General features: G+C 71.0%; 18 protein-coding genes, 1 tRNA gene and 1 pseudogene. 11 read left to right on the forward strand and 9 right to left on the reverse strand.

Annotated elements, in window-relative coordinates; genetic code table 11:
- A pseudogene (locus Q0116_RS03425) lies at positions 1-255 on the reverse strand (cytochrome c oxidase subunit II); the annotation flags it as partial.
- 281 nt (positions 256-536) lie between these two features.
- Between Q0116_RS03425 and Q0116_RS03430 the strand changes: the two are divergent.
- Positions 537-959, forward strand: coding sequence for a hypothetical protein (locus Q0116_RS03430; protein ID WP_297885548.1), 423 nt, complete (start codon positions 537-539; stop codon positions 957-959).
- Positions 960-1,007: 48 nt separating this feature from the next.
- Here the strand turns inward: Q0116_RS03430 and Q0116_RS03435 are convergent, their stop codons facing one another.
- Complete coding sequence (locus Q0116_RS03435; RefSeq protein WP_297885524.1) at positions 1,008-3,506, reverse strand: RND family transporter; 2,499 nt, start codon at positions 3,504-3,506, stop codon at positions 1,008-1,010.
- 87 nt (positions 3,507-3,593) lie between these two features.
- Entirely contained in the window at positions 3,594-5,297 is a 1,704-nt protein-coding gene (locus tag Q0116_RS03440; protein WP_297885525.1) for a COG1361 S-layer family protein, read from the reverse strand.
- 166 nt (positions 5,298-5,463) lie between these two features.
- On the opposite strand from Q0116_RS03440, the gene Q0116_RS03445 reads away from it, so the two are divergent.
- Complete coding sequence (locus tag Q0116_RS03445) at positions 5,464-6,186, forward strand: TetR/AcrR family transcriptional regulator (protein WP_297885526.1); 723 nt, start codon at positions 5,464-5,466, stop codon at positions 6,184-6,186.
- A gap of 57 nt (positions 6,187-6,243) precedes the next feature.
- On the opposite strand, the gene Q0116_RS03450 is transcribed toward Q0116_RS03445, so the two are convergent.
- Complete coding sequence (locus Q0116_RS03450) at positions 6,244-6,945, reverse strand: HD domain-containing protein (protein ID WP_297885528.1); 702 nt, start codon at positions 6,943-6,945, stop codon at positions 6,244-6,246.
- A 212-nt stretch (positions 6,946-7,157) separates the two neighbouring features.
- Between Q0116_RS03450 and Q0116_RS03455 the strand changes: the two genes are divergently transcribed.
- Complete coding sequence (locus Q0116_RS03455; RefSeq protein ID WP_297885530.1) at positions 7,158-8,114, forward strand: cation diffusion facilitator family transporter; 957 nt, start codon at positions 7,158-7,160, stop codon at positions 8,112-8,114.
- A 142-nt stretch (positions 8,115-8,256) separates the two neighbouring features.
- On the forward strand, positions 8,257-9,033 hold the full coding sequence (locus Q0116_RS03460) for a YqjF family protein (protein ID WP_297885531.1): 777 nt from the start codon (positions 8,257-8,259) through the stop codon (positions 9,031-9,033).
- A 31-nt stretch (positions 9,034-9,064) separates the two neighbouring features.
- Here Q0116_RS03460 and Q0116_RS03465 read toward each other — a convergent pair whose 3' ends face one another.
- Positions 9,065-10,354, reverse strand: a complete 1,290-nt coding sequence (locus Q0116_RS03465) for a Glu/Leu/Phe/Val dehydrogenase (protein WP_297885533.1) — start codon at positions 10,352-10,354, stop codon at positions 9,065-9,067.
- Positions 10,355-10,525: 171 nt separating this feature from the next.
- On the opposite strand from Q0116_RS03465, the gene Q0116_RS03470 reads away from it, so the two are divergent.
- Positions 10,526-10,990 (forward strand): PH domain-containing protein, encoded by a 465-nt coding sequence (locus Q0116_RS03470; RefSeq protein WP_297885535.1) that lies wholly within the window; start codon positions 10,526-10,528, stop codon positions 10,988-10,990.
- Complete coding sequence (locus Q0116_RS03475; protein ID WP_297885537.1) at positions 10,987-12,990, forward strand: PH domain-containing protein; 2,004 nt, start codon at positions 10,987-10,989, stop codon at positions 12,988-12,990. The genes Q0116_RS03470 and Q0116_RS03475 overlap by 4 nt, the downstream gene beginning before the upstream one ends.
- Before the next feature lie 28 nt (positions 12,991-13,018).
- On the opposite strand, the gene Q0116_RS03480 is transcribed toward Q0116_RS03475, so the two are convergent.
- Positions 13,019-14,164 (reverse strand): acyl-CoA dehydrogenase family protein, encoded by a 1,146-nt coding sequence (locus Q0116_RS03480; RefSeq protein WP_297885539.1) that lies wholly within the window; start codon positions 14,162-14,164, stop codon positions 13,019-13,021.
- A 177-nt stretch (positions 14,165-14,341) separates the two neighbouring features.
- Here Q0116_RS03480 and Q0116_RS03485 point away from each other — a divergent pair, with 177 nt between their 5' ends.
- Positions 14,342-15,403, forward strand: a complete 1,062-nt coding sequence (locus Q0116_RS03485) for a phytoene/squalene synthase family protein (RefSeq protein ID WP_297885540.1) — start codon at positions 14,342-14,344, stop codon at positions 15,401-15,403.
- A gap of 37 nt (positions 15,404-15,440) precedes the next feature.
- Here Q0116_RS03485 and Q0116_RS03490 read toward each other — a convergent pair whose 3' ends face one another.
- From Q0116_RS03490 to guaB, 3 genes are all read right to left on the reverse strand, one after another.
- Entirely contained in the window at positions 15,441-17,459 is a 2,019-nt protein-coding gene (locus Q0116_RS03490; protein WP_297885541.1) for a DEAD/DEAH box helicase, read from the reverse strand.
- A gap of 63 nt (positions 17,460-17,522) precedes the next feature.
- Positions 17,523-18,110: a HalX domain-containing protein gene (locus Q0116_RS03495; protein WP_297885542.1), complete on the reverse strand. Its 588-nt coding sequence runs from the start codon at positions 18,108-18,110 to the stop codon at positions 17,523-17,525.
- Positions 18,111-18,209: 99 nt separating this feature from the next.
- Entirely contained in the window at positions 18,210-19,697 is a 1,488-nt protein-coding gene (guaB, locus tag Q0116_RS03500; protein ID WP_297885543.1) for an IMP dehydrogenase, read from the reverse strand.
- A 316-nt stretch (positions 19,698-20,013) separates the two neighbouring features.
- On the opposite strand from guaB, the gene Q0116_RS03505 reads away from it, so the two are divergent.
- From Q0116_RS03505 to Q0116_RS03520, 4 genes are all read left to right on the forward strand, one after another.
- Positions 20,014-20,220: a hypothetical protein gene (locus Q0116_RS03505; protein ID WP_006113292.1), complete on the forward strand. Its 207-nt coding sequence runs from the start codon at positions 20,014-20,016 to the stop codon at positions 20,218-20,220.
- A complete protein-coding gene (locus tag Q0116_RS03510) occupies positions 20,221-21,240 on the forward strand; it encodes a DUF5794 domain-containing protein (protein WP_297885546.1) in 1,020 nt (339 codons plus the stop codon).
- 92 nt (positions 21,241-21,332) lie between these two features.
- Complete coding sequence (locus tag Q0116_RS03515; RefSeq protein WP_006113289.1) at positions 21,333-21,557, forward strand: DUF5795 family protein; 225 nt, start codon at positions 21,333-21,335, stop codon at positions 21,555-21,557.
- A gap of 138 nt (positions 21,558-21,695) precedes the next feature.
- Positions 21,696-21,870, forward strand: a tRNA-Trp gene (locus Q0116_RS03520).
- Positions 21,871-21,909 lie beyond the last annotated feature (39 nt).

Below are 21,909 nucleotides of genomic sequence, written 5' to 3' on the forward strand. Positions count from 1 at the left end.
CCCGAACGAGAGGAAGAGCTTCTTCGCTTTCGGACCGCCCTGTCCCGTTGGGAGCTCGCCGACGACCGGCGCGTCGAAGTCCTCGTCCGACCGGTTCCCGTCGTCGCGGTACTTGTACACGTTCCACAGCGTGTACGCCACGACGATGGTGCCGACGAGGGTGCCGAGCGCGAGGAAGACGAAGAAGATCTCGTCGAAGACCTCCGCCTGTGCGCGCCAGTCACTCCCCTGTTGTAGGATAACTGGATCTATCATGTTCGTCTGTCTGCTCTTGTATCTCCCTTAGCGATGGCACACTTATCTCTTGTGTAGCGGGGCGGCGGATATGGGGATAGGCGCCCCCCGTACCCCGAGCGATAGTCGCCGGGTCCGCCCGATCGAACGGCACGACGCCGACCCGGCTACCCCTCGAAAGCACGGTCGCGTCGAGCGGCGACGGGGACGAAGCGCACGCGTCGAAGGGTATTTGTACGCGCGAACGGAGCCCCTAACAACGGAACTCTATGACATCACTCACCCTCTTGAGCACGGGCCTGATGGGCCTCCTCGTCGTCGCCACGTTCGTCGCGGTCGCGGGCATCGGAACGAAGCGGACCGCTCCCGGCAGCGACGAGGGGGAGGGCCGCTACGAGGCGATCGTCGAGACGCTCGGCGAGGTCGTCCGGACCCCGGTCGTGTGGGCGATCTCGTTCGTCGGGATCACCGTCCTCGTCGGCGGGAGCATCCTCCTCGGCGTCGGGAGCTTCGGGATCCCGGAGGGGCTCGCCGGGACGCTGGTGAACGTCGCGTACCTCGCCGTCGGGCTGCTCCTCGTCGGCTTCGTCTTCCTCGGCGCGTACTTCGCGACGCGGAGCCGCGGCCTCGGGAACGCTCACGGCGTCGCGGCCGGGACCCTGGCGACCGGGGCCGCGTTCCTCGTGCTCGTCACCGTCCAGTTGGTCGTCGGCGTCATCGGCTGACGCGACCGCGCCTCTCTCTTTTCGCGAAAGTTACCGACGCTCCGCCGGTCAGCGGCCGCCGTCCGCGCCGGCCTCCCTGAGTCCGTCGTCGAGACCGAGACCGACCAGGCCGCCGTACCGGTCCCACACGACGACGAGCGACGGGACGAGCAGGATCGAACAGAGGTACGCGTAGAACACGCCCAGCGCGAGCAGGACGCCGAAGTCGCGGAGCAGGGGGATCACCGCGAGCCACAGGACGCCGAGCCCGGACACCGTCGTGAGCATGCTGCCGGTGAGCGCACCGCCCGTCCCTCCGATGGTGACGTCGAGGGCCTCGTCGACCGGGAGCCCCGCCTGGTACTCGTCGACGAACCGGTGGACGAAGTGGACGGTGTAGTCCACGCCGAGCCCGATCGACACGGAGAGGATGGGGGCGTTGATCGGCGTCAGCGGGATGTCGAACAGCCGCATCGACCCGACGAGCAGGCCGACGGTGACGAGGACGGGGACGAGGTTCAGGAGGCCGTAGACGGCCTTCCCCTCGAGGTACGCGTACGACAGCGCCAGGAACAGCGCCGTGAGCCCGAAGGCGGCGAAGAGGCTCCGGATCGCCGACTCGGTCAGCAGGTCGATCACCGCCTCGTTGACGACGAGGTCGCCGGTGGGGACCGCTTCGAGCGACGTGCGCTCTGCGAGGTCACGCACGTCCGCGACCGCCTCGGAGTTGTCGACGCCCGGTCGGATCGTGAAGTCGATCCGCGCGCTGCCGCGGTCGTCCGCCACGTAGCCGCGCGCCTGCCCCGCCGCCGAGGAGTCCAAGAGCGCGTCGTACACCTCGTCGACGTTCCGGTCGGGCACGCCGTTGCCGAGGCGGTCGTTCCGCTCGACCAGCGCCGCGAACTCGGGGTCGCGCGACGCGCGGTCCTCGATCACGGTGACGACGCTCGTCGCCTGCGCGCGGCGCTCGTCGGTCGTCGCGAAGGTGTCGGGCGGGTTCCGCGTGGTCCGGTCGATCAGCTCCAAGGCGTCGTCGTCTCTGACCGACTGGTCGACGTACAGCGTCACCGACCCCACGAAGTCCTGTTCGAACTCCTCCTCGAAGAGCGTCAGCACGTCGAGGAACGTGTACTCGGTCGGCGCGAACGGCTCGGGGAGGTCGGCGTACGTCTCTAAGCGGTCCTGGTCCGGGAAGAACGCCTCCTCGGAGAACTCCGTGTTCACGCCGGTCCCGTACGCGCCGCCGACGGCGCCGCCGACGACGAGGAGCGCGACGACCGCGACCGGGGCGATCCGCGAGAGGTCGACGCCGACGCGGAGGACGCTCGCGATCCGCGATCCCCCCGCGCCGAGCGCGCTCGTGCCGAACTCCGGGATCGGGAGGCGCTGGCGCCACCGGTCGGAGAACACCTTCGCCGCCGGGAGGTAGACGCCGAAGATGACGAGCGTGAACGTGATCCCCGCGGCCGCGACGATCCCGAAGTCGCGGTTGGGTTCGAACGGGCTCGCGACGTTGGAGACGAGCCCGAACACGGTGGTGATCGTCACGAGCAGGAAGGCGATGAGCAGCTGGTCGGTCGTGGTCCGCATCGACCGCTCGATCCCGGCCCCGGTCGCCCGCTCCTCGCGGTAGCGGTTGACGATGTGGATGCCGAAGTCGATCCCGACCGCGAGCAGGAGCGGGAACACCGTCACGAGCGAGTCGGAGAAGGGGATCCCGGCGTACCCCATGAAGCCGAACGTCCAGAGCAGCGAGAGGAGCAGCGCGGAGATCCCGATCGCCATGTCGAACGGGTCGCGGTACGAGAAGATCAGGAACCCGACGATCAGGATCAGCGCCGCGGGGAAGACGATGATCGCGGTGTCGGTCAACAGCGCGGTGATCTCCGACTGGAGGACGCCGTCGCCGAAGAGGATCGCGTTCTCGCCGGCCTCGTTGCCCGGGACCGAGTCGACGACGTCGACGCTGCGCGTCTGGAGCTCCGTCACCCGCGCCGTCGTCGCGGCGTCGGGGAGGTCGTAGGTGATCCCCACGATGGCGGTGTCGGCCGCCTGCGCGGTGGGGTTGTAGTCGACGGACACCTGCGCCGCGATCGCGCCCGTCGCGTCGGCGTCGGCGATGGCGGTCCGGAGCTCCGCGGGCGTCGCTTCGGCCACGGCGTCGCGTCGCTCGGCCGCGCTCGCGGCGGTCGGGTCTAGCTGGCGGGCGACCGCGTCGGCGTGGCTCGTCGTCGACGCGACCCGGAGCGTCGACCGCGACTCCAGCCGGTGTTGGGTCTCTAAGGTCCGCACCAGCGCGTCGCGGGAGAGGACGTTGTCGTCGGAGACGATCACCTGCGCCGACGTGGCGGAGCCGCCGATCGACGTCTCGAACTCCTCGTCGATGTCGTCGAGCGCCCGCTGGGCGGGGATGTCCTGGGTGAACTGGTCCGCGCCCGCGCTCGTCTCGATCCCCGTCAGCCCGCCCGCGAACCCGGCGGTGAGGAGCACGAAGACCGCGATGACCGCCAGCGGCCGCTCGGTGACGACGCGGTCGACCTCCTCGATCAGCCGGTCGACAGCGGTCACGGTCGCCCCGCTGTCCGCCGCCGAGCGGTCGACGGCGAGCGAAGGTCGCGGTCCGTCGCGGGCGCGGTGGCGTGTCGCCTCATCGGATCACCGCCGCCGGTAGACGAGCGCGCCGCCGACCGCGGCGACGACGAGCAGGACGCCCGCGGCGATCAGTCCGAGCGGCCGCCCGCCGTCGTCGACGGGAGGGGTCACCGTGACCGGGACCTGCGTGACGTCGGAGATGCGGTCGTTCCCGCGCTCGTCCTCGTACCGGAAGTCGAGCTCGATCGGGTGGTCCTCGACGCTCGCGCCCGAGGCGGCGGCGACCTCGAACCAGATCCTCGCGGACTCGCCGGGCTCGAGCTCGTCGACGAACGCCTCGTCGTTGACCGCCGTCAGCGGGCTGTCGGCGTAGAGCCCGGCGTTGATGGAGGAGAGCGTCTCCGGCCGCCGGTTCGTGATCGTCGCGTTGATCCGCCGGGTCTCGCCCGCCGAGACGGTGGCGTTCTCGACGTCGAGTTCGAACTCGGGCTGCCGGGGGGCGACCTCGACGCGGCGGGTCTCCTCGACCGCGATCGTCGCGTCGCCGCTCTCGTATCGAGTCGTGAAGCGGAACTGCCGCGGGCCGGGGTCGGCGCTCCCGCTCACGTCGGCGTCGAAGGAGAACTCCGCCGACTCGCCCGGCGGAATCCGCGGCAGCGCGTAGCGGCTCTCGCCGAGGCTCACGCGGTTGCTCCCGGAGTCGGCGACGAGGACCGCGTCCTCGACGGGGAGCGGCCCCTCGTTCGTGAGCGTGCCGGTGACCGTCCCGGAGTAGCCGACCTCGAGCGTGCCGGAGACGCCGTCCAGCGAGAACGACTGCTCGCGGATCGGGACCACGCCGGCGCGCGCGGCCGCCGCGGTCGCGTCGACGCCGTTCGGGTCGCGGTAGTCGACCGTCGACGAGAGCGCGTACGCGCCGCCGCCGAACGAGTCGCCGACCGTCGAGTCGAAGGTGACGGTCCGGTTCTCGCCGGGGGCCCAGTCGCCGACGAAGGACTGCCCGCCGCCCTCGCCGAGGCGGACGCCGGGCGCGGTCGTGCTCCCGGAGACGACCGCGTCGCGCGCGGTCTCGTCGCCGACGTTCGCCAGCGTGACGGTCACCTCGCCGCTGCCGCCGACCTGCGCGTCGGTGTCGGTCTCGAGCACCGCGAACCGCGCGCCGTCGTCGACCACGATGGTCAGGTCGAAGTCGTCGATGCCGCGCCGGTCCTTGTGGTCGTTGAACTCGGGGATGATCTCGAAGGTGTACCGGTAGCGGGCGGTCGCCTCCACCTCGTACCTGCCGTCGGGCACGTCGTCGGGCACGGTCACGTCGAGCGGCACGGAGACTGGGCTCGCCGCGGTCGGGACGTCGCCGACCGGGATCTCGCCGTCCTCGACGTCGATGGGCACGTCGCCGTCGTCGATCTCGAGCGTGAGGCCGCGCGCGGTGGTCACGCGGGAGTCGAGTTGGTTCCCGATCTCCATCTCCCCCGTGTTGACGATGTCGACCGTCACGGTCGACTCCGCGCCGCTCGGGACCGATCGCTGGGAAGCGAACAGTTCCAAGACCGGCGAGCCCCGGACCTGTCTGGGGGTCGGGTCGCTCGTCTGCGCGACCGCACCGTCGGCGGTCGGACCGTCGGCGCCCGAGAGCGCGGCGACGTCCTCGCCCGCCGCCGCGCCCGCGGAGGGCGCCGCGGCGCCGGCGAGGGAGACGCCGACGACGAGCGCGCTCAGCGCGACGAGGGCGACCGCGGTCGCGGCGAACCGCGTCGATCGACTCATCGATTCCCTCCGCCGATGTGTTCGGAGGGGCCGGTCGCGCGGCGCGACCGATCGTACCGTGGCGCGTCGGGTCGAGTCATACGATCTTGTTACACTCCCGATGAATAAGCGTGTTGAATGAACGTTCAATCAGGAGCACTATATACCGCACCCGTCTACCGCAGGTATGAACGACCCGTTCGCGGAGCCGTCGGACACCCGACAGGCGATCCTCGGCGCGGCGTTCCGCGCGCTCTGCGAACACGGGTACGCGAACGTCACGATCGCGCGCATCGGCGACGAGTTCGACAAGAGCCCGTCGCTCGTGTACCACCACTACGACGGCAAGGACGACCTCTTGGTCGACCTCTTGGAGTTCCTCCTCGACGAGTTCGAGGCGTCGGTCGCCGGCGGGTCCCCCGGTGACGCTCCGGAGAGCGCCGACGCGGCCGAGATGAGCTCCGAGGCGGTCTTCGACCGCTCGGCGCGGGAGCAGCTCGACGACTACCTCACGGCGGCGGTCGAGCCCGCCTCGCTCGACCAGCCGCACGCGCCCGACGCGCGATTCGTGACGGTGATGACGGAGCTCCGCTCGCAGGCGGCGAACGACGAGGCGTACCGGGACCACTTCGACCGCAGCGACCGCGTTTTCGGGGAGTACCTCGAGCGGCTCGTCCGCGAGGCGGCCGCCGAGACCTCCCGCGACGACGGCGAGAGGGCGGGCGACGAGGCGTCCGTCACCGCGGCGCAGGTCGCGTCGACGCTCCAGACGTTCGCGACCGGCGGGATGTTCCGGTGGGCGACGACGGACGAGCGGGCGTGGGTCGCGGACTCGCGCGCCGGGATCGACCGGTATCTCGAGGCGGCGCTGCCGCTCGTCGAGACGGACGGATCGGACGGGGCAACCTGATTCGACGGCCGGTTCGGTCGGCCTCGCGTACGGTCTGCGACCGGCGATGGCGGCCCGTCAGCGGTCGGTGACGCCCTCGGCGTCCATCTGCGAGACCTCCTCTTCGAGCCACTCGCGCAGCCACTTCACGCGCTTGATTCGCTGGTGCGCGATGCTCTCGGCCGTGTCGGAGACGACGCGGTCCGTGTGATCGTGCGCGCGCTGGAGCACGCGGTCGACCATCTTCGCGGCGTCCATGTGCGTGCGCGACTCGTACCCCATCCGCAGCAGCATCAGGACGGCCCCGTTGGCGCCGACCTTGTCGAGCACGTCGGCCTCGATCAGACACCGGCTCTCTAGGGGGACGTCGTCGAGGTCGCCGGTGTACGAGTGGTCGACGACCGCGCCGCACACCTCCTCGATGAACGACTCGGGGTAGTTGCCGCGGCTCTGGAGGTACTCGCGGGTGACGCGCGCGCCTGCCTCGGCGTGGACGTCCTGTTCGGCCTCCAGCTTGGCGACGTCGTGGAAGACGGCCGCGACCCGGACGACGTCGACGTCGGCCCCCTCGGCCTCGGCGATGTCGGTCGCGAGCTCGACGACGTTGAGGATGTGGTTGAACCGGTACGACGCCGAGTGCCACGGGTACCAGCGCATGCGGCCGCCGTCGTCCTCGCTCTCGACGCTGGCCGCGAGGTAGTCGCGAACGAAGCCCTTCATCTCCGCGAAATCCTCGTCGCTCACCTCCGTCTCTTTAATTTCGACGCCCACGAGGACCACCCCGGGAGAAAAGATCGTGATTCATTACCGTAGGCGAGGAGCGTTTCGGTCTTAGGCGTTACGACGGAGTCTTCCGCCGGAGACCGCCGGGGCGACGGCGGCACCTAACCGCGGATCGGGCGGTGGCGCGGCGAGTTGGGCGACCGTGTGCGGCGGACCGACCCGTGACGCGACGCGGGACGCTTAACAGGGTCGCGGTCGGACGGACCGGTATGCTGAGTCCCTTCGGGAACGACGACCGCGCCCGGTTCCAGCGGGCGGCGGCGGTCAACGTCGCCGGGAACGCGGTGAAGATCGCGGTCGTGGGCGCGACGGGACTCGTCTTCAACAGCGTCGCGCTGCTGGCCGACGCCGCCCACTCGGTCGCCGACCTCGTCGCCAGCGCGGTCGTGTTCGTCTGGGGGGGCTCCCGGTACGAGAGCGCCGACGAGACGCACCCGCACGGCCACCAGCGCATCGAGCCGCTGACCGCGCTGCTCGTCGGCGCGACCATCGTCGTCCTCGGACTCCTCCTGCTGCGCGAGTCGGTCCTCGGACTGTTCGGGGCGCACGACCCGCCCCGGAAGAGCCTCCTCCTCGTCGGCGCGCTGCTGTTCGCGATGGCGGACATGTACCTGCTGTACCGGTACACGGAGCTGGTGAACGCCGACCTGGGCTCGACGGCGCTCACCGCACTCGCGGTCGACTGCCTCAACGACATCTACACCACGGTCGCCGCCCTCGTCGGCGTCGTCGGGGTGTTCCTCGACGTCCCGGTGCTCGACCCCGTCGCCGGTGCGCTCGTCAGCGCCCTCGTCGTGTACCAGGGGATCGAGATCGGTCGCGAGAACGTCACCTACCTCGTCGGCGGTGCCCCGCCGCCGGGCGACCGGGACCGCGTCGTCGCCGCGCTCCGCGACCACCAGGCGGTCGAGGGGGTCCACGACCTCACGGTGTTCTACGACGGGACGGACCTGGAGGTCGAGGTCCACGTCGAGGTCGACGGCGAGATGACCCTCCGCGAGGCCCACGACGTGGAGACGGACCTCGTCACGAGCCTCCGCGCGCTGGACGACGTCGGCGACGTCCACGTCCACCTCGACCCCTCCGGACTCGGCGAGTGGAAGGACGCGCCGGAGGGGACCGACGCCTCGACCGCGCTCGGCGGCGACGCGGATCCCCGGGAGTGACCGCGGGCGGCGGCCCGAGACTGGCTGGCCGCTGGCGGCGGCCTGATGCCACCCGGAGACGGCGGCCCGAAACCACCGGCTGGCGGCGGCCCGAGACCGCCGGTGTCGTGCGGGTTTTGCCCCTCCGGCCCCTACGACGGATATGTTCGGTCGTCGCTGGCTGGAGATGACGTGGCGGGACGGACTGTTCGCCCACTGGCCCGTCGAGCCGGCGACCGTCGCCGCGGCGCTGCCCGACGGGATCACCGTCGCCACCCACGACGGGGACGCCTACCTCGGGGTCGTCCCGTTCGTGATGGAGGACATCCGGCCGCGCGGGGTGCCGCGGGGGCTGTCCTTCCCCGAACTCAACCTGCGGACCTACGTCGAGGGGCCGAACGGCCCGGGCGTCTACTTCCACAGCCTCGACGCCGACGACCGGCTCGGCGTGGCGGTCGCCCGCGGCCTGTTCCGGCTCCCGTACTACCGCGCCGAGACGGACGTTCGAGGTACCGCGGCGAGCGGAGGCCCCGATAGCGGCGACGGCGACGCGAAGAAGGCGGACGGCGACGCGAGCGAGGAGGCCGCCGGCGCGGACGCGGGCGACGCCGTGCGGTTCGCGAGCCGTCGCGTCCACGAGGGCGTCCCGCACGCCCGGTTCGACGCGACCTACGCGCCGGCCGGCGAGGCGTTCACCCCCGAGCCGGGATCGCTGCCGGCGTTCTTACTGGAGAACTACCGGTTCTACACCGCCGGAGAGAGCGGGCGGCTGTACGTCGGCGAGATCGACCACGACCCGTGGACGCTGCGCCCGGCGGAGGCGGAGATCCGGGCGAACACGCTGTTCGAGGCCAACGGCTTCGAGAGACCGGACGGCGACCCGGTCCTCCACTACGCCGAGCCGATCGCGGTCACCGCCGACCGGATTAGACGGGCTTGAAGTCGGCGGGGCCGTCCCGCCCGCACCGGCGTTACGGGAACAGGCCGCGGTACTCGTGGGCCTTCGCCGTTCGCTCCAGCGCGAGCGTGTACGCGGCGGTCCGCAGGTCGGGGAGCTCCTTCGTGTCGTACTGTTCGACGGTCTTGTCGAAGGCGCTCCCGATGCGCCGCTCCAGCTCGGCGTTGACCGTCTCCAGCGGCCACGAGAACTCCTGGGCGTTCTGGACCCACTCCAAGTAGGAGACGATGACGCCGCCCGCGTTCGCGAGGATGTCGGGCACGACCTGAATGTCGCGCTCGGTGAGCGCCTTGTCGGCCGCGACGGTCGTCGGACCGTTCGCGGCCTCGACGACCGCCGACGCGCGGAGGTCGTCGACGTTGTCGGCGGTGATCACGCCCTCGACGGCGGCGGGGATGAGCACGTCGACGTCGAGGGTGAGCAGCTCCGCGTTGGTGATCTGGTCCGGGTCGTCCCAGGTGGAGCCGCTCGCGCTGCCCCGGTACTCGCCCGCGACGTACTCCTCGATGAGCCCCCCGGCGTCGACGTGCGCGCCGAGCGCGGCCACGTCGAGGCCGTCCGGGTCGTACGCCGCGCCCGTAACGTCGGAGGTGGCGACGACGTTGGCGCCCGCCTCGTCGAGGAGCCGGGCCGCGTTGGACCCGACGTTCCCGAACCCCTGGATCGCGATGGAGGCGTCGGAGAGGTCGCGGTCGAGGTACTCGAAGAGCCGCTCGGTGACGAGCGAGACCCCGCGGCCGGTCGCCTCCACGCGGCCGGGCGTCCCGCCGATCTCCAGCGGCTTTCCGGTGACGACCTGCGGGACGGAGTACCCCTCGTACATGGAGTAGGTGTCCATCATCCACGCCATCGTCTGCGGGTTCGTGTTCATGTCCGGCGCCGGCACGTCGATCTCGGGACCGATCATCCGGCGGATCCCCTCGGTGTACCGCCGGGTGAGGCGTTCGAGGTCGCGCTCGGTGAGGTCCTTCGGCTCGCAGATCACGCCGCCCTTCGCGCCGCCGTACGGGAGGTCGACCAGCGCGGTCTTCCAGGTCATCCACCCGGCGAGCGCCTCGACTTCGCGCTGGGTGACCGAGGGGTGGAACCGGACGCCGCCCTTGAACGGTCCCCGAGAGCTGTCGAACTGACAGCGGTACCCCTCGAACACTTCCACCTCTCCGGACTCGAGCTCGACCGGGAGCGTCACCTTGAGGGTGCGTTCCGGGCTCTTGAGCCGCTCGAACACCCCGTGGTCCACGTCTGCGTACTCCTCGGCGCGGTCCATCTGGGCGAGCATGTTCTCGAACGGGTCGTCGGCCATGGCGCCCACGACTCGATCGTTCGTGATATTGGTTTCGGCAAGTATCGCCATCGGGAGTGAATATGTATCATAGTTTTTCGCCCGTTTTTCCCGGGCGCTTCCGACCGGACTTATACGTCGGGGCCGACAACCGCCGCCCATGATACACGGACACGCGACGGGGGAGCGCCGATGACGGCACAGACGCTTCACCCCCGAGTCCAGGTCGTGTGGGTCCTCCGCGCGGTGCTCCTCTCGGCGCTCGTCACCGCCCCGTTCGCCGCCGGCGCGTACCTCGAGTACCTTCCGCGGTGGGCGCCGGTCGCGGTCGGCGCGGTCGCGCTGACGCTCACCGTCGGCCACGCGCTCCTCCGCTACCGGCGCTGGAGCTACGAGATCCGCGAGGACGCGATCTACCTCGACCGCGGCGTGGTCACGCAGGTGCGGACCACCGTGCCCTTGGTCCGGATCCAGCACGTCGACTCGCGGCGCGGCCCGATCGAGCGGACCGTCGGGCTCGCCTCCTGCGTCGTGTACACCGCCGGGTCGCGCGGCGCGGACGTGCGCATCCCCGGACTCACGCCGGACGGCGCGAGCGACCTCCGCGAGGAGCTGAAGCGACTGGCGATCCGCGCAGACGGGGAGGACGCGGTGTGAAGCTCGCGCCGCAGTCGGTCCCGTACCGCGCGCTCCAGAAGGCGGCCGGGACCGCCGTCGCGCTGTTCGTGATCGTGAACAGCGGCGGGTTCGGCCTCCCCTTGGCGGTCGGCGGCGGGGCGGCCATCCTCCTCGTGATGCTCGCCTACGAGGTCGCGTACTACCGCCGGTTCGAGTACGTCCTCACGGAGGACACGCTCGACATCTCCTCAGGCGTCATCTCCCGGCGCGAGCGGGAGATCCCGTACCGTCGGATCCAGAACGTCGACGTGAGCCGCGGCGTGCTTCAGCGCGCGATCGGCGTCGCCGCGGTCGATCTGGAGACAGCCGGCGGCTCCAGCACGGAGGGGTCGATCCGGTTCGTCACGCCCGCGGAGGCGACGCGGCTCCAGCGCGAAGTCCAGCGCCGGAAGTCGGCGGCCTCCCGGTCGGACGACGCCGGCGAGGGGACGACGACCGGGGCCGACGCGGTCGAGGGCGGGCGCGACGACGCGTTCGCGCCGGACGAGGAGGAGCTGTTCGCCATCTCGCCCGGCGAGCTCGCCCTGGTCGGGGCGCTGTCGTTCGACGGGCGGCTGATCGGGCTCTTGGCCTTCCTGAGCTCCGGCTCGTTCCCGGTGCTGTCGAGCTTCCTCCCGGAGACCTCGGCCGCCGCGCTCACCGCGACGGCGTTCGTCGGGATCGCCGCGCTGTTCATCGCGTCGTGGCTCATCGGCGCGGGCGTCGCCTTCTCGAACTACTACGGGTTCCGGCTCGCGCGCGCCGGCGACGAGCTGCGCTACGAGCGCGGGCTGTTCCGGCGGTACAGCGGCTCGATCCCGACCGAGAAGGTCCAGACGCTGCGGGTCACCGACAACCCGGCCAAGCGCGCGCTCGGTTACGCGAGCCTGTCGATCGAGACGGCGGGGTACGCCCCCGGACAGGGGACGGAGTCCGGCAACCAGTCGGCCGTCCCCATCGCCGCCACCGACCGCGTCTACCGGCTCGCACACGAGATCGAGTCGTTCGGCGCGCCCGACTTCAACCGCCCGCCGAAGCGGATCCGCTGGCGGTACGTCATCCGGTACACGCTGCTCGTCGGCGTCCTCACCGGGATCGCGTACGGCGTGAACTGGTACGTCTCGCCGTCGCTCCCCTGGTACGGGGTGGCCGCGCTCCTCGTCGCCGTCCCGCCCGCGGCGCACCTGAAGTGGAAGCACCGCGGCTACTGGCTCGGCGAGGACCACCTGCTCACTCGGAACGGGTTCTGGAGCCGGACCGTCGCCGTCGTCCCCTACTACCGGATCCAGAACGTGATCGACAGCCGGACCGTGTTCCAGCGCCGGTGGGGCGTCGCGACGATCGTCGCCGACACGGCGGGCACCAGCTCGCTGACCGGCAGCGACGCGGCCGCCGTCGACTTCGAGATCGACGAAGCGGAGGCGCTGAAGGAGACGCTCACCGAGCGCCTCGCGACCGCCGTGGCGGCGCGGCGGAGCGCCGGCACCGACTCCTTCGAGTGGGTCGAGAGCGACGACGCGGCGAGCGAGGCGGTCGACGGGGAGGTCGCAGGGAGCGAGGAGACCGCAGCGGGCGAGCGGGGCGACGTCGACGAGGAAAACGCAGGGAACGAAGACGCCGGCGACGACCCCGTCGAGGACGTGGTCGGCGACGCGGAGGCGGACGACGCTGCGGACGAGTCGTCGTCCGAGGAGGAGCTCGACATCCCGGAGGACGGCGTCGTCCGCCCCGACTTCTCGCCGAGCGACCGCGACTACTCGGAGCCCGCGGAGCGGATCGACACGGGCGAGTACGCGGTCGACCAGAACCCGTCGGACGCCGACGTGGCGCACGGGCCGCGATCCGGCGCGGAGAGTGACAGAGACAGAGGCGCCACGAAGGGCGGCCGCGACGGGGACGAGGACGCCGCGGACGGCGGCGGCAGTACCGCGGAAAATAGCAGCGGCGACACCGCGGACGGGAGCGACGACGCCGCGGGCGACGACGGCGACGACCGCTAGGGGACGCGGGCGGCGCGGCCCCGCCCGCTCACTCGTCGAGCAACTGCTGTGCGATCGTGTTGCGCAGGACCTCGCTCGTCCCCTCGTAGATCTCCGAGAGCTTCGCGTCGCGGTAGAAGCGCTCCGCGGGGAAGTCCTTGGTGTAGCCGTAGCCGCCGTGGATCTGGATCCCCTCGTTGGCGACCTCGCGGGCGATCTCGGAGGCGTACAGCTTCGCCTGCGCCGCCTCCTTGATGTAGTCCTCGTCGCGCATCTTCAGGTCGGCCGCCTCGTGCATCAGCAGCTCCGCGGCGCGCGCCTTCGTGTCCATGTCGGCGAGTTTGTGCTGGATCGCCTGGAAGTCGGCGATGGCACGGTCGAACTGCTCGCGCTGTTGGGCGTAGGACTTCGCCTCGTCGAGCGCGGCGCGGGCGATCCCGACCGACCGGGCGGCGATGGTGATGCGCCCGCCGTTGAGCGTCTTCAGCGCGTGGACGAACCCGTCGCCCTCCTCGCCGAGCAGCCGGTCCTCGGGGATCCACATGTCGTCGAACCGGAGCTCCGCGGTCGGACAGCCCTTGTCGCCGAGCTTGTCCTCCGTCCCCTCGACGACGAACCCGTCGTCCTCCTCGGGGCGCACGACGAACGACGAGATCCCCTTCCGGCCGGCGTCGGGGTCGGTCTTCGCGAACAGGGTGACCGTGTCCGCGACGGAGCCGTTCGAGATCCAGAGCTTGCCGCCGTTCACGACGTAGCCGTCGCCGTCGCGCTCCGCGGCGGTCGTCATCGCCGGCACGTCCGAGCCCGCCTCGGCCTCCGAGAGGGCGAAGGCGCCGATGTCCTCGCCGGTGTTCAGCGCCGTGAGGTACTCCTGCTTCTGGGCCTCGTCGCCGAACTCGTAGAGCATGTTGCCGGCCAGCGAGGTGTGGGCGGCGACGACCGTTCCGAGCCCGCCGGAGCCGCGGGAGATCTCCTCGAGCCCGATCGCGTAGCTGTGGTAGTCGAGGCCCGCGCCCTCGTACTCGACCGGGAACGGCATCCCCATGAGCCCGAGGTCGGCCATCTCCTCGACCAGGTCGGCGGGGAACTCGTCGGTCTCGTCGATCTCGGCCGCGCGCGGGACGACCTCCTCGTCGACGAACTCCGCGACGGTGTCGCGGATCTGACGCTGCTCTTCGGTGAGCGTGAACTCCATGTGAGTGCGTTCGGCCGGGCGGACTTAGCCGTTTCCACACGGTTGTACACGGGTCGACCGTTCGTCGCGGGCGAGGGCTGCGGCAGCGGGCGATTTCGGCGGGCGAGGGGACGAGCAGCGCTCGGGCGGCGTTCCACGAGGCTTTTTATGCGTTGTGCCGTAAGGTCTGGCAACTGAATGAGCGGACGAGAATACGGTCCCGGTGAGGCCGACCTCGCGTGGTGCCACGAGGCGGTCCAAGGGGTCTCGCGGACCTTCGCGCTGACTGTCGACGTGTTAGAGGAGCCGATGGCGTCGCAGATCTGCGTCGGCTACCTCCTCTGTCGCGTCGCCGACACGGTCGAAGACGCCGGCCACATCCCGCCGGAGGCACAGAGCGACGTGCTGCGGACGTATCGGCGAGCGATCGATCCGGACGAGGACGCCGACATCGTCGAGTTCCGCGCGGCGGTCGACGAGTGGCTCCCCGCGGAGCGCGACGACGACTGGACGGTCGTCGCCGAGGCGCCCACGATCGCGGCGACGTTCGAGGAGCTCGACCCGGAGGCGCAGGCCGCGATCGTCCCCCCGGTGTTGGAGATGGTCGACGGGATGGCGATGTTCGTCGACCGCCACGCCACCGAGGGCGGGCTCCGGATCGGCGACCGCGACGAGCTCGAACAGTACTGCTACTACGCGGCCGGCACCGTCGGCAACCTCATCACGAACCTGCTCACCCGCGGCGACCTCGACGAGGAGCGCGCGACGCGGCTGCGCGAGACCGCCGAGGAGTTCGGTCTCCTCCTCCAGCTCGTCAACGTCTCGAAGGACGTCTACGACGACTACACCGAGGAGAACAACGTCTACCTCCCCGCCGAGTGGCTGGAGGCCGAGGGCGTCGAGCAGGAGCGCGTCGTCCACCCAGAGAACCGCGAGTCGTCCGCGCGCGTCGTCGGCCGGACCGCGGACTACGCCCGTTCGTTCCTCGACGACGCGCAGGCGTACCTGGAGACGATGCCGCTCTCGAACGGGAACACGATGGAGGCGTGGACCGTCCCGTACCTGCTCGCGGTCGGCACGCTCCGGGAGCTCGGGAGCCGCCCCGAGGACGCGCTCACCGAGACCGGCGTGAAGGTGTCCAGACAGGAGGTGTTCGCGGTGATGTCCGCCGCGAGCGACGTCGGCCGCGACTCCCTCGCGGAGCTGCGACAGACGATCGCGCGGACCCCCTTCCACCGCGCCGTCGGCTCCGCCGACTGAGCCGACGCGCGTCGCCGCCGCTTTTCCGGTCCGCTACTCACAGCCGCGACCGCGCCCGCGACACCGCCGGGACGCGGACACCAATCGTCTCCCCGAGCGCCTCGGCCGCGCTCAACAGCCACTCCGCGCGTTCGACCCGCGAGTCGAGGTCGCCGGGGCCGATCCGGTACTGCTCGACCAGCTCCTCCACGGTCGCGCCCCCGATCCACTCGTCTAAGATCCGCGCCGTCTTCACCGACTCCAGCCACCCTTCGAAGTCGTCCGGCTCGGTCATGTCCGTGGTGAGGTGCGCGGCGTTGGTCCGCGCGAACCGGTAGACGTCGGCGCGCTCGGCGTTCCCGAGGTACGTGTCCTGCATGTCCGGCGTGTCGCAGATCACCTCGAAGGCGGTGAGCGTCGTCGCCTCCGGGAGGTCGGCCGCGTCGCGCAGTCCGGCGACGATTCGCTCGCCGGTCTCGGGCCGGACGTACTGCTTCGAGGTGGTCTCGCCGACGGCGGTCGCGACGAGGCGGTAGTCCTCGACCCCGCCCGTCTCCCGGGCGACCATCCCGGCCGCGACGAGGTCGTCGACCGCGACGGCGACGGCGTCCGCGAGGCCGCCGGCCCCCGTCTCCCGCGCGTAGAAGGTCCCCTCGAACACGTCGAGGATCTCCGACTCGGTCGCGGCGAAGTCCGTCGCGACCGCCGCGAGGACGTGCGTGCGGAGCGAGCCCGGGTCGGCGAGCTGCGACTCGACGGCCTCGGGCTCGCCCTCGACGTACCGCTCGCGGACCTCCCCTCGGGTGTCGGCGTCGGCGACGAGGACCGCCTCCCCGTGCGGGTCGAGACCGGGTCTGCCGGCGCGGCCGCACATCTGGTGGACCTCGAGCGTCGGGATCCACGACATCCCGCCCTCGCCGTACCGGCGCTGGTCCCGGACGACGACGCGGCGCGCGGGCACGTTGACCCCGGCCGCCAGCGTGGGCGTGGCGCAGATACAGGCGACGTCGCGCTCGCGGAACGCCGACTCGACGACGCCGCGGTGGCCGGACCGGAGCCCGGCGTGGTGGAACGCGACGCCGGCGCGCAGGCAGTCCGCGAGCTGTCGACCCGGGAGCGTGCCGTCCACGTCGGTCGCCTCCTCGGCCGCCGCGGCGGCCGCGTCCTCGATCCCGAGCTCCGCCGCGAGCCCGTCCTCCGCGAGCCGCTCCGCGAGGTCGACGGCCTCGCGCCGGGAGCGGACGAACGCCAGGCACTGGCCGCCGTCCGCGACGGCGTCGGCGACCAGCGCGGCCGTGACCTCGGTCGGGTCGCCCTCGTCGTCGCCCTCGCCGCCGCCGCCGCGCCCGTCGTCCGGCCGGGCTTCGTCGTCGACGTCGCCCTCGTCGTTTGCTCCCAGCTCGTTGCTGTCGACGTCGACGGAGAGGCTCGTGCCGTCGTCGAAGTCGACCTCACCGCCGACGGCGACGCCGGTCCGGAGGTCGACCGGCCGCCACGCCGACTCGACGAGGGCGGCGTCGAGCCAGTCGGCGATCGCGTCGGGGTTGTCGACGGTCGCCGACAGCGCCACGGTCTGGAGGTCGGGGTTCCGGCGACGGAGCGTCGCCAGCGTCACCTCGAGGGTGGGGCCGCGCCGCTTCGCGCCGAGGAGGTGGACCTCGTCGACGACGACGCAGGCGAGTTCGTCGACCCACGAGGCCCCGTTGCGGATCGCCGAGTCGACCTTCTCGCTCGTGGCGACCACCACGTCGTTGCCGGCGAGGGCCTCGCCCGTCGCGTCGAAGTCGCCGGTGGAGATGCCGACGTCGACGCCGGGCAGCGCCGCGAACGTCTCGTACTTCTCGCGGGCGAGCGCGCGGAGCGGACAGACGTACAGCCCGGGGCCGTCCGCCGTCAGCAGCGCGAGCTGCGCGACGAACGTCTTCCCCGACGCGGTCGGCACCGCGGCGACGACGTCGGCCCCCTCGCAGACGCCGGCGTCGACCGCCGCGCGCTGCGGCGGGTACAGCTCGCGCACGCCGCGCTCGGCGAAGTGGTCGACGACGGACGGCGACAGCGGCAGGTCCCGGACGCGCATACGGCGATCCGTTCGGCGCGCCCGGTGATAAAGAGTCGGCGGCACCCCCTCGGTCGGCGTCGGCTACGCGTCGGTGTCGAAGTCTTGGAAGAGCTTCTCGTAGTCCTCGTCGTCGCTCGCGACCGCGTCGCGCGACTCGTCCGCGCGGTCGCGGAGCTCGTCGATGCGCTCGGTGAGCCGCTGGTACTCGTCGTTGTCGGCGAGGTCGGTGGCGCTCTTCTCGGACTCCAGCATCGCCTTCTTCGAGGTCAGCGAGAACAGCTCCTGGACCTCCGAGTCGTACTCGCCGCGCCGCAGCAGGCCCTCGACGGTCTCGCGGAGCGTGTCGCTCGTGACGGGCTTGACGAGGTAGTCGTCGAACCCCATCTCGAGGATGTCGAAGTCGGGCTCGACGGCGGTGACCATCGCGACCCGACAGTCGATGCCGCGTTCGCGGACGGCGGTGAGGACCTCGTCGCCGGAGAGGCCGGGCATCCGCCGGTCGAGGAGTATCGCGTCGACCTGGTTGTCCGCCTCGTCGAGCTCGTCGAGCGCCTCGCGGCCGCCGTACGCGGTTCGGACGCGGTACTCGTCGCCGAGCCAGGCGGCGTACAGGTCGGCCAAGTCGGGTTCGTCCTCGACCACGAGGACCAGCGGCGGTTGCTCACTCATGGATGACGGGAGCGAGGGGGTGTTCGCTCACACGTTTCGTCTCTCCGCTGGCTATATTAAAATACCTCTTCGACGCGCGGCCCGAGCGGTCGTCCGCGGTTACTCCTCCGGGCTGTAGTTCGGCGCCTCGTCCGTGATCATCACGTCGTGCGGGTGGCTCTCGCTCTGCCCCGCCGAGGAGACGCGCACGAACTCCGCGCGCTCGTGGAGGTCGGGGACGGTCTCCGCGCCGACGTATCCCATCCCGGAGCGCATCCCGCCGGTGAGCTGGTGGAGCTCCGACGCGAGGCTCCCCTTGTACGGGGTCGCCGCCTCGACGCCCTCGGGGACGAACTCCTCGTCCTCCTGCTCCTCCTTGAGGTAGCGGTCGCCGCCGCCGGACTTCATGGCTCCGACCGAGCCCATGCCGCGGTACTGCTTGTACTTCTTCCCCTGCATCGTGATGACGCGGCCGGGGGCCTCGTCCGTGCCGGCGAAGTACGAGCCGAGCATCACCGCGTCCGCGCCGGCCGCGAGCGCCTTGATCGCGTCGCCGGAGTACCGGATCCCGCCGTCGGCGATCACGGGCACGCCGTGCTCGGCGGCGACGTCGGCGACCTCCGCGACGGCGGTCATCTGGGGCATCCCGGCGCCGCTGACGACCCGCGTCGTACAGATCGAGCCCGGGCCGATGCCGACCTTCAGCCCGTCGGCGAAGTCGACGGCGGCCTCTGCGGCCTCGCGCGTCCCCACGTTACCGACGACGACGTCGGCGTCGACGGTCGCTTTGATCGCCTCCGCGGAGTCGAGCACGTTGAGGTTGTGGGCGTGCGCGCAGTCGATGAAGATGACGTCGACGCCGGCCTCGTCGGCGGCGACGGCGCGCTCCTCCTCGAAGGGGCCGACGGCGACCCCGGCCAGCAGCCGGCCGCGGTCGTCGCGGGCGGCCTCCTCGTGCTCGCGGCGCTGGAGGATCCCCTGCATCGTCACCAGTCCGACGAGCCGCTCGTCGCCGTCCACGATGGGGACGCGCTCGATCTTGTGGTCGTACATCAGTTCGAGCGCCGCGCGCGCCTCGACGTCCTCCGTGGCGGTGATGACCTCGTCGGTCATCGCCTCGCGGACGGCGTCGTCCTCGCCGACCTCGAGGTACGGACGGATGTCGGTCCCCGAGATGATGCCGAGGACCGTGTCGTCGTCAGCGACGACGGGAGCGCCCGAGACGCCCTGTCGCTCCATCACGGCGTCGGCCTCGCGGACGGTGTCGTCCGGCGAGACGGTGACGACGTTCTCGCGGCGGATGACGAGCTCGTGGGCGCGCTTGACGCGCTCGACCTCCGCGGCCGTCTCCTCGACGGTCATGTTGCGGTGGAGCACGCCGAGGCCGCCCTCGCGGGCCATCGCGATGGCGAGGTCGCTCTCGGTGACGGTGTCCATCGCCGCCGACAGCACGGGGACGGTGAGCTCGACGTTCCGCGACACGCGAGTAGTCAGGTCGGCGTCGTCGGGCTCCACCCGGCTCTCTTTCGGGCGGAGCAGCACGTCGTCGAACGTCAGCGCTTCCGGGACCTCGAGCTTCGCCGAGAACCGGCCAGAATTCGTCTCCATATAAGCCGTCATGAACGGCCGATGAAAAGCGTTGCGAGACAGCACGGACGTGGAGGTTGGTCACAAACAGACGGGTGTTGTGTACACGTTCGTGCCCAGTCGTCGGGCGGAGCGCGACCGAGGCGGGGACCGGCGAGCGCGGCTTCGGAGCAGCGGCCGATGAGCGGCGGGCGGGCTCGAACGCCGAGAGATAGTCGGAGATACGGCTCCATCGTCGACGTATCGTCGTCGAAAGTGGCCGCCAGCCGTCGATCATTCGTGGCGTGCGGACACGTCTCACACAACCTTTAACGCGACCGAAACGCGTATTAGTAGTATGGACTCCGACAGTCCCGTGAACGCGCGCATCGCCGGCCAGTCGAACGCCGACCTCGGCGTCCGCTTCACAGCCGGCAATCCGCGCAATCTCTTTACATGGGCTCGTCGGAAATCCCTCGGCGTGGACTCCGCGTGGTGGTCCCCCGACCACCGCGAGTCGCACGCGTCCCACCGCCACCCCGACGGTCAGGGCTATCGTCCCTAAATGAGCACGTCACGCCACCCCGTCGCCCTGCGCTTAGAACGGCAGGTCGGGAGCGCGACGAAGCTGCTCGCGACCGTGATGGTGTTGCCGCTCGTCGACGGCATCTTCCCGGCGTTAGTCGTCGCCGGCGTCCTCGGATCCGCCACCGGCGTCGTCGAGACGGGGATCCTGATCTTCGGCGGCTCCGCGACGGCGGCGGTGATCCTCGCGGAGATGGACGGCTCCCGCCGGGAGATGGTCACCTCCGTGCTGCTGATCGGCGCGGTCATCATTCCGGTCGCCGCCGTGGAGGCCGCCCTCGCGCCGACGCTCAGGGGGCTCCTCGACCTAGCCGTCTTCGAGCGGTTCGCCGGACTGGTGATCCTGACGATCGCCGCCAAGACCGCCAGCTCGGAGATCGGCGAGTACCTGCCGAGCCCGGGCGTCATCATCGGCCTCGGGCTCGTCGCGAGCTTCAGCCCGTCCGGTTTCGCGCTGGAGACCTCGACCGAATACGTCGTCAACGGCACCGCGGCCGCCGCCGTCGGCGTCGCGTTCGCGCTGTCGATCGCGCTGCTGTCGCCGCACCTCCGCGGCCGCGTCGACATCGACCGGTTCCGGTTCGGCTCCGCGGTCGCGCTGGGCGTGCTCGCCCTGCCGATCCTGCTCGGCCCGTTCGACCTCATGCAGACGGAAGCGCCGGTCGCGCTCGCGGTGCTCGCGGTGACGACCCTCTTCGCCTACGACCCGAACGCGGGCGCGCTGGAGGGCGTCACCGACGTCGACGACGGACCGGACGACGACCCGACCGACGGGTCCGCCGACGGGAGCGACGAGTCGGACGACAACCCGACTGACGCCGACGAGGGCGCGGACGACGCGCCGGCGAGCGATCCCCCGCTCGACACGCCGCCGGAGGGACCGTCGCCCATCGTCGACGACGACGTCGCCGTGCTCGCGAACGGCGGGGAGGAGCGCGAGACCGGCGACGAGGGGACGGACCCCTTCGCCGACGACGACTCCCGCGCGCCGTGGCTGTAGCTCGGGGAAGTCGGCGGAGCGTCGCCCGCGACACCGCCGCATTTCACCGCGCGTGTCGCCGGGGTTTAGGCGCTCGACCCCAAACGACGGGTATGTCTAACCGCGTCGTTCAGGGGCGGATGGTGACGCCCGAGAAGCTCGCAGAGCTGGTCGAAGGGGAGTCGGTACTGGAGGCCGAGTCCATCGCGGACGCCGACCGCGACTGCCCGGAGTGCGGCGGCGACGTCATCTCGGTCGGCTACATGCCGAGCGTGACCGAGTTCGTCACCGGGTTCAAATGCCAAGACTGCGACTGGAGCGACGACGACCGGGAGTAACGCCGGTCGGGAGTCGTCTCCGTGAACGGTCGAGCGAGGCGTTCGCCCCAGAGCGGAGAGCGCGACGCCGTCCCTCGATCGCCGTCGATCGAAACCCCTTTATCCGCGTTTCGGCAATCGTCTGATGCGAGATCACGCGGGGCTGTGGCCAAGCCAGGCATGGCGACTGACTCCAGAGGCTTGCGCCCGGGACGACACTCCAGACTGATATACCGAGCGGCCGACTGATCATCGGTCGTGTTGACGACCCTCTGGAGTTCCGAGGCGCACCGGAGATATCAGTCGATCGGGGGTTCAAATCCCTCCGGCCCCACTCTCTGCTATCGCGAGCAACACCGCGAGCGACGGCTTC

The organism is uncultured Halorubrum sp. (genome assembly GCF_937146585.1).
Lineage (GTDB): Archaea > Halobacteriota > Halobacteria > Halobacteriales > Haloferacaceae > Halorubrum > Halorubrum miltondacostae.

What these genes read in the sequence shown, in the direction of transcription:
- Q0116_RS03430 (WP_297885548.1), top strand. Translation starts at nt 537, where the DNA reads ATGGGCCTCCTCGTCGTCGCCACGTTCGTCGCGGTCGCGGGCATCGGA.
- Q0116_RS03440 (WP_297885525.1), bottom strand. Translation starts at nt 5,297, where the DNA reads ATGAGTCGATCGACGCGGTTCGCCGCGACCGCGGTCGCCCTCGTCGCG.
- Q0116_RS03445 (WP_297885526.1), top strand. Translation starts at nt 5,464, where the DNA reads ATGAACGACCCGTTCGCGGAGCCGTCGGACACCCGACAGGCGATCCTC.
- Q0116_RS03455 (WP_297885530.1), top strand. Translation starts at nt 7,158, where the DNA reads ATGCTGAGTCCCTTCGGGAACGACGACCGCGCCCGGTTCCAGCGGGCG.
- Q0116_RS03460 (WP_297885531.1), top strand. Translation starts at nt 8,257, where the DNA reads ATGTTCGGTCGTCGCTGGCTGGAGATGACGTGGCGGGACGGACTGTTC.
- Q0116_RS03465 (WP_297885533.1), bottom strand. Translation starts at nt 10,354, where the DNA reads ATGGCCGACGACCCGTTCGAGAACATGCTCGCCCAGATGGACCGCGCC.
- Q0116_RS03470 (WP_297885535.1), top strand. Translation starts at nt 10,526, where the DNA reads ATGACGGCACAGACGCTTCACCCCCGAGTCCAGGTCGTGTGGGTCCTC.
- Q0116_RS03480 (WP_297885539.1), bottom strand. Translation starts at nt 14,164, where the DNA reads ATGGAGTTCACGCTCACCGAAGAGCAGCGTCAGATCCGCGACACCGTC.
- Q0116_RS03485 (WP_297885540.1), top strand. Translation starts at nt 14,342, where the DNA reads ATGAGCGGACGAGAATACGGTCCCGGTGAGGCCGACCTCGCGTGGTGC.
- Q0116_RS03490 (WP_297885541.1), bottom strand. Translation starts at nt 17,459, where the DNA reads ATGCGCGTCCGGGACCTGCCGCTGTCGCCGTCCGTCGTCGACCACTTC.
- Q0116_RS03495 (WP_297885542.1), bottom strand. Translation starts at nt 18,110, where the DNA reads ATGAGTGAGCAACCGCCGCTGGTCCTCGTGGTCGAGGACGAACCCGAC.
- guaB (WP_297885543.1), bottom strand. Translation starts at nt 19,697, where the DNA reads ATGGAGACGAATTCTGGCCGGTTCTCGGCGAAGCTCGAGGTCCCGGAA.
- Q0116_RS03505 (WP_006113292.1), top strand. Translation starts at nt 20,014, where the DNA reads ATGGACTCCGACAGTCCCGTGAACGCGCGCATCGCCGGCCAGTCGAAC.
- Q0116_RS03510 (WP_297885546.1), top strand. Translation starts at nt 20,221, where the DNA reads ATGAGCACGTCACGCCACCCCGTCGCCCTGCGCTTAGAACGGCAGGTC.
- Q0116_RS03515 (WP_006113289.1), top strand. Translation starts at nt 21,333, where the DNA reads ATGTCTAACCGCGTCGTTCAGGGGCGGATGGTGACGCCCGAGAAGCTC.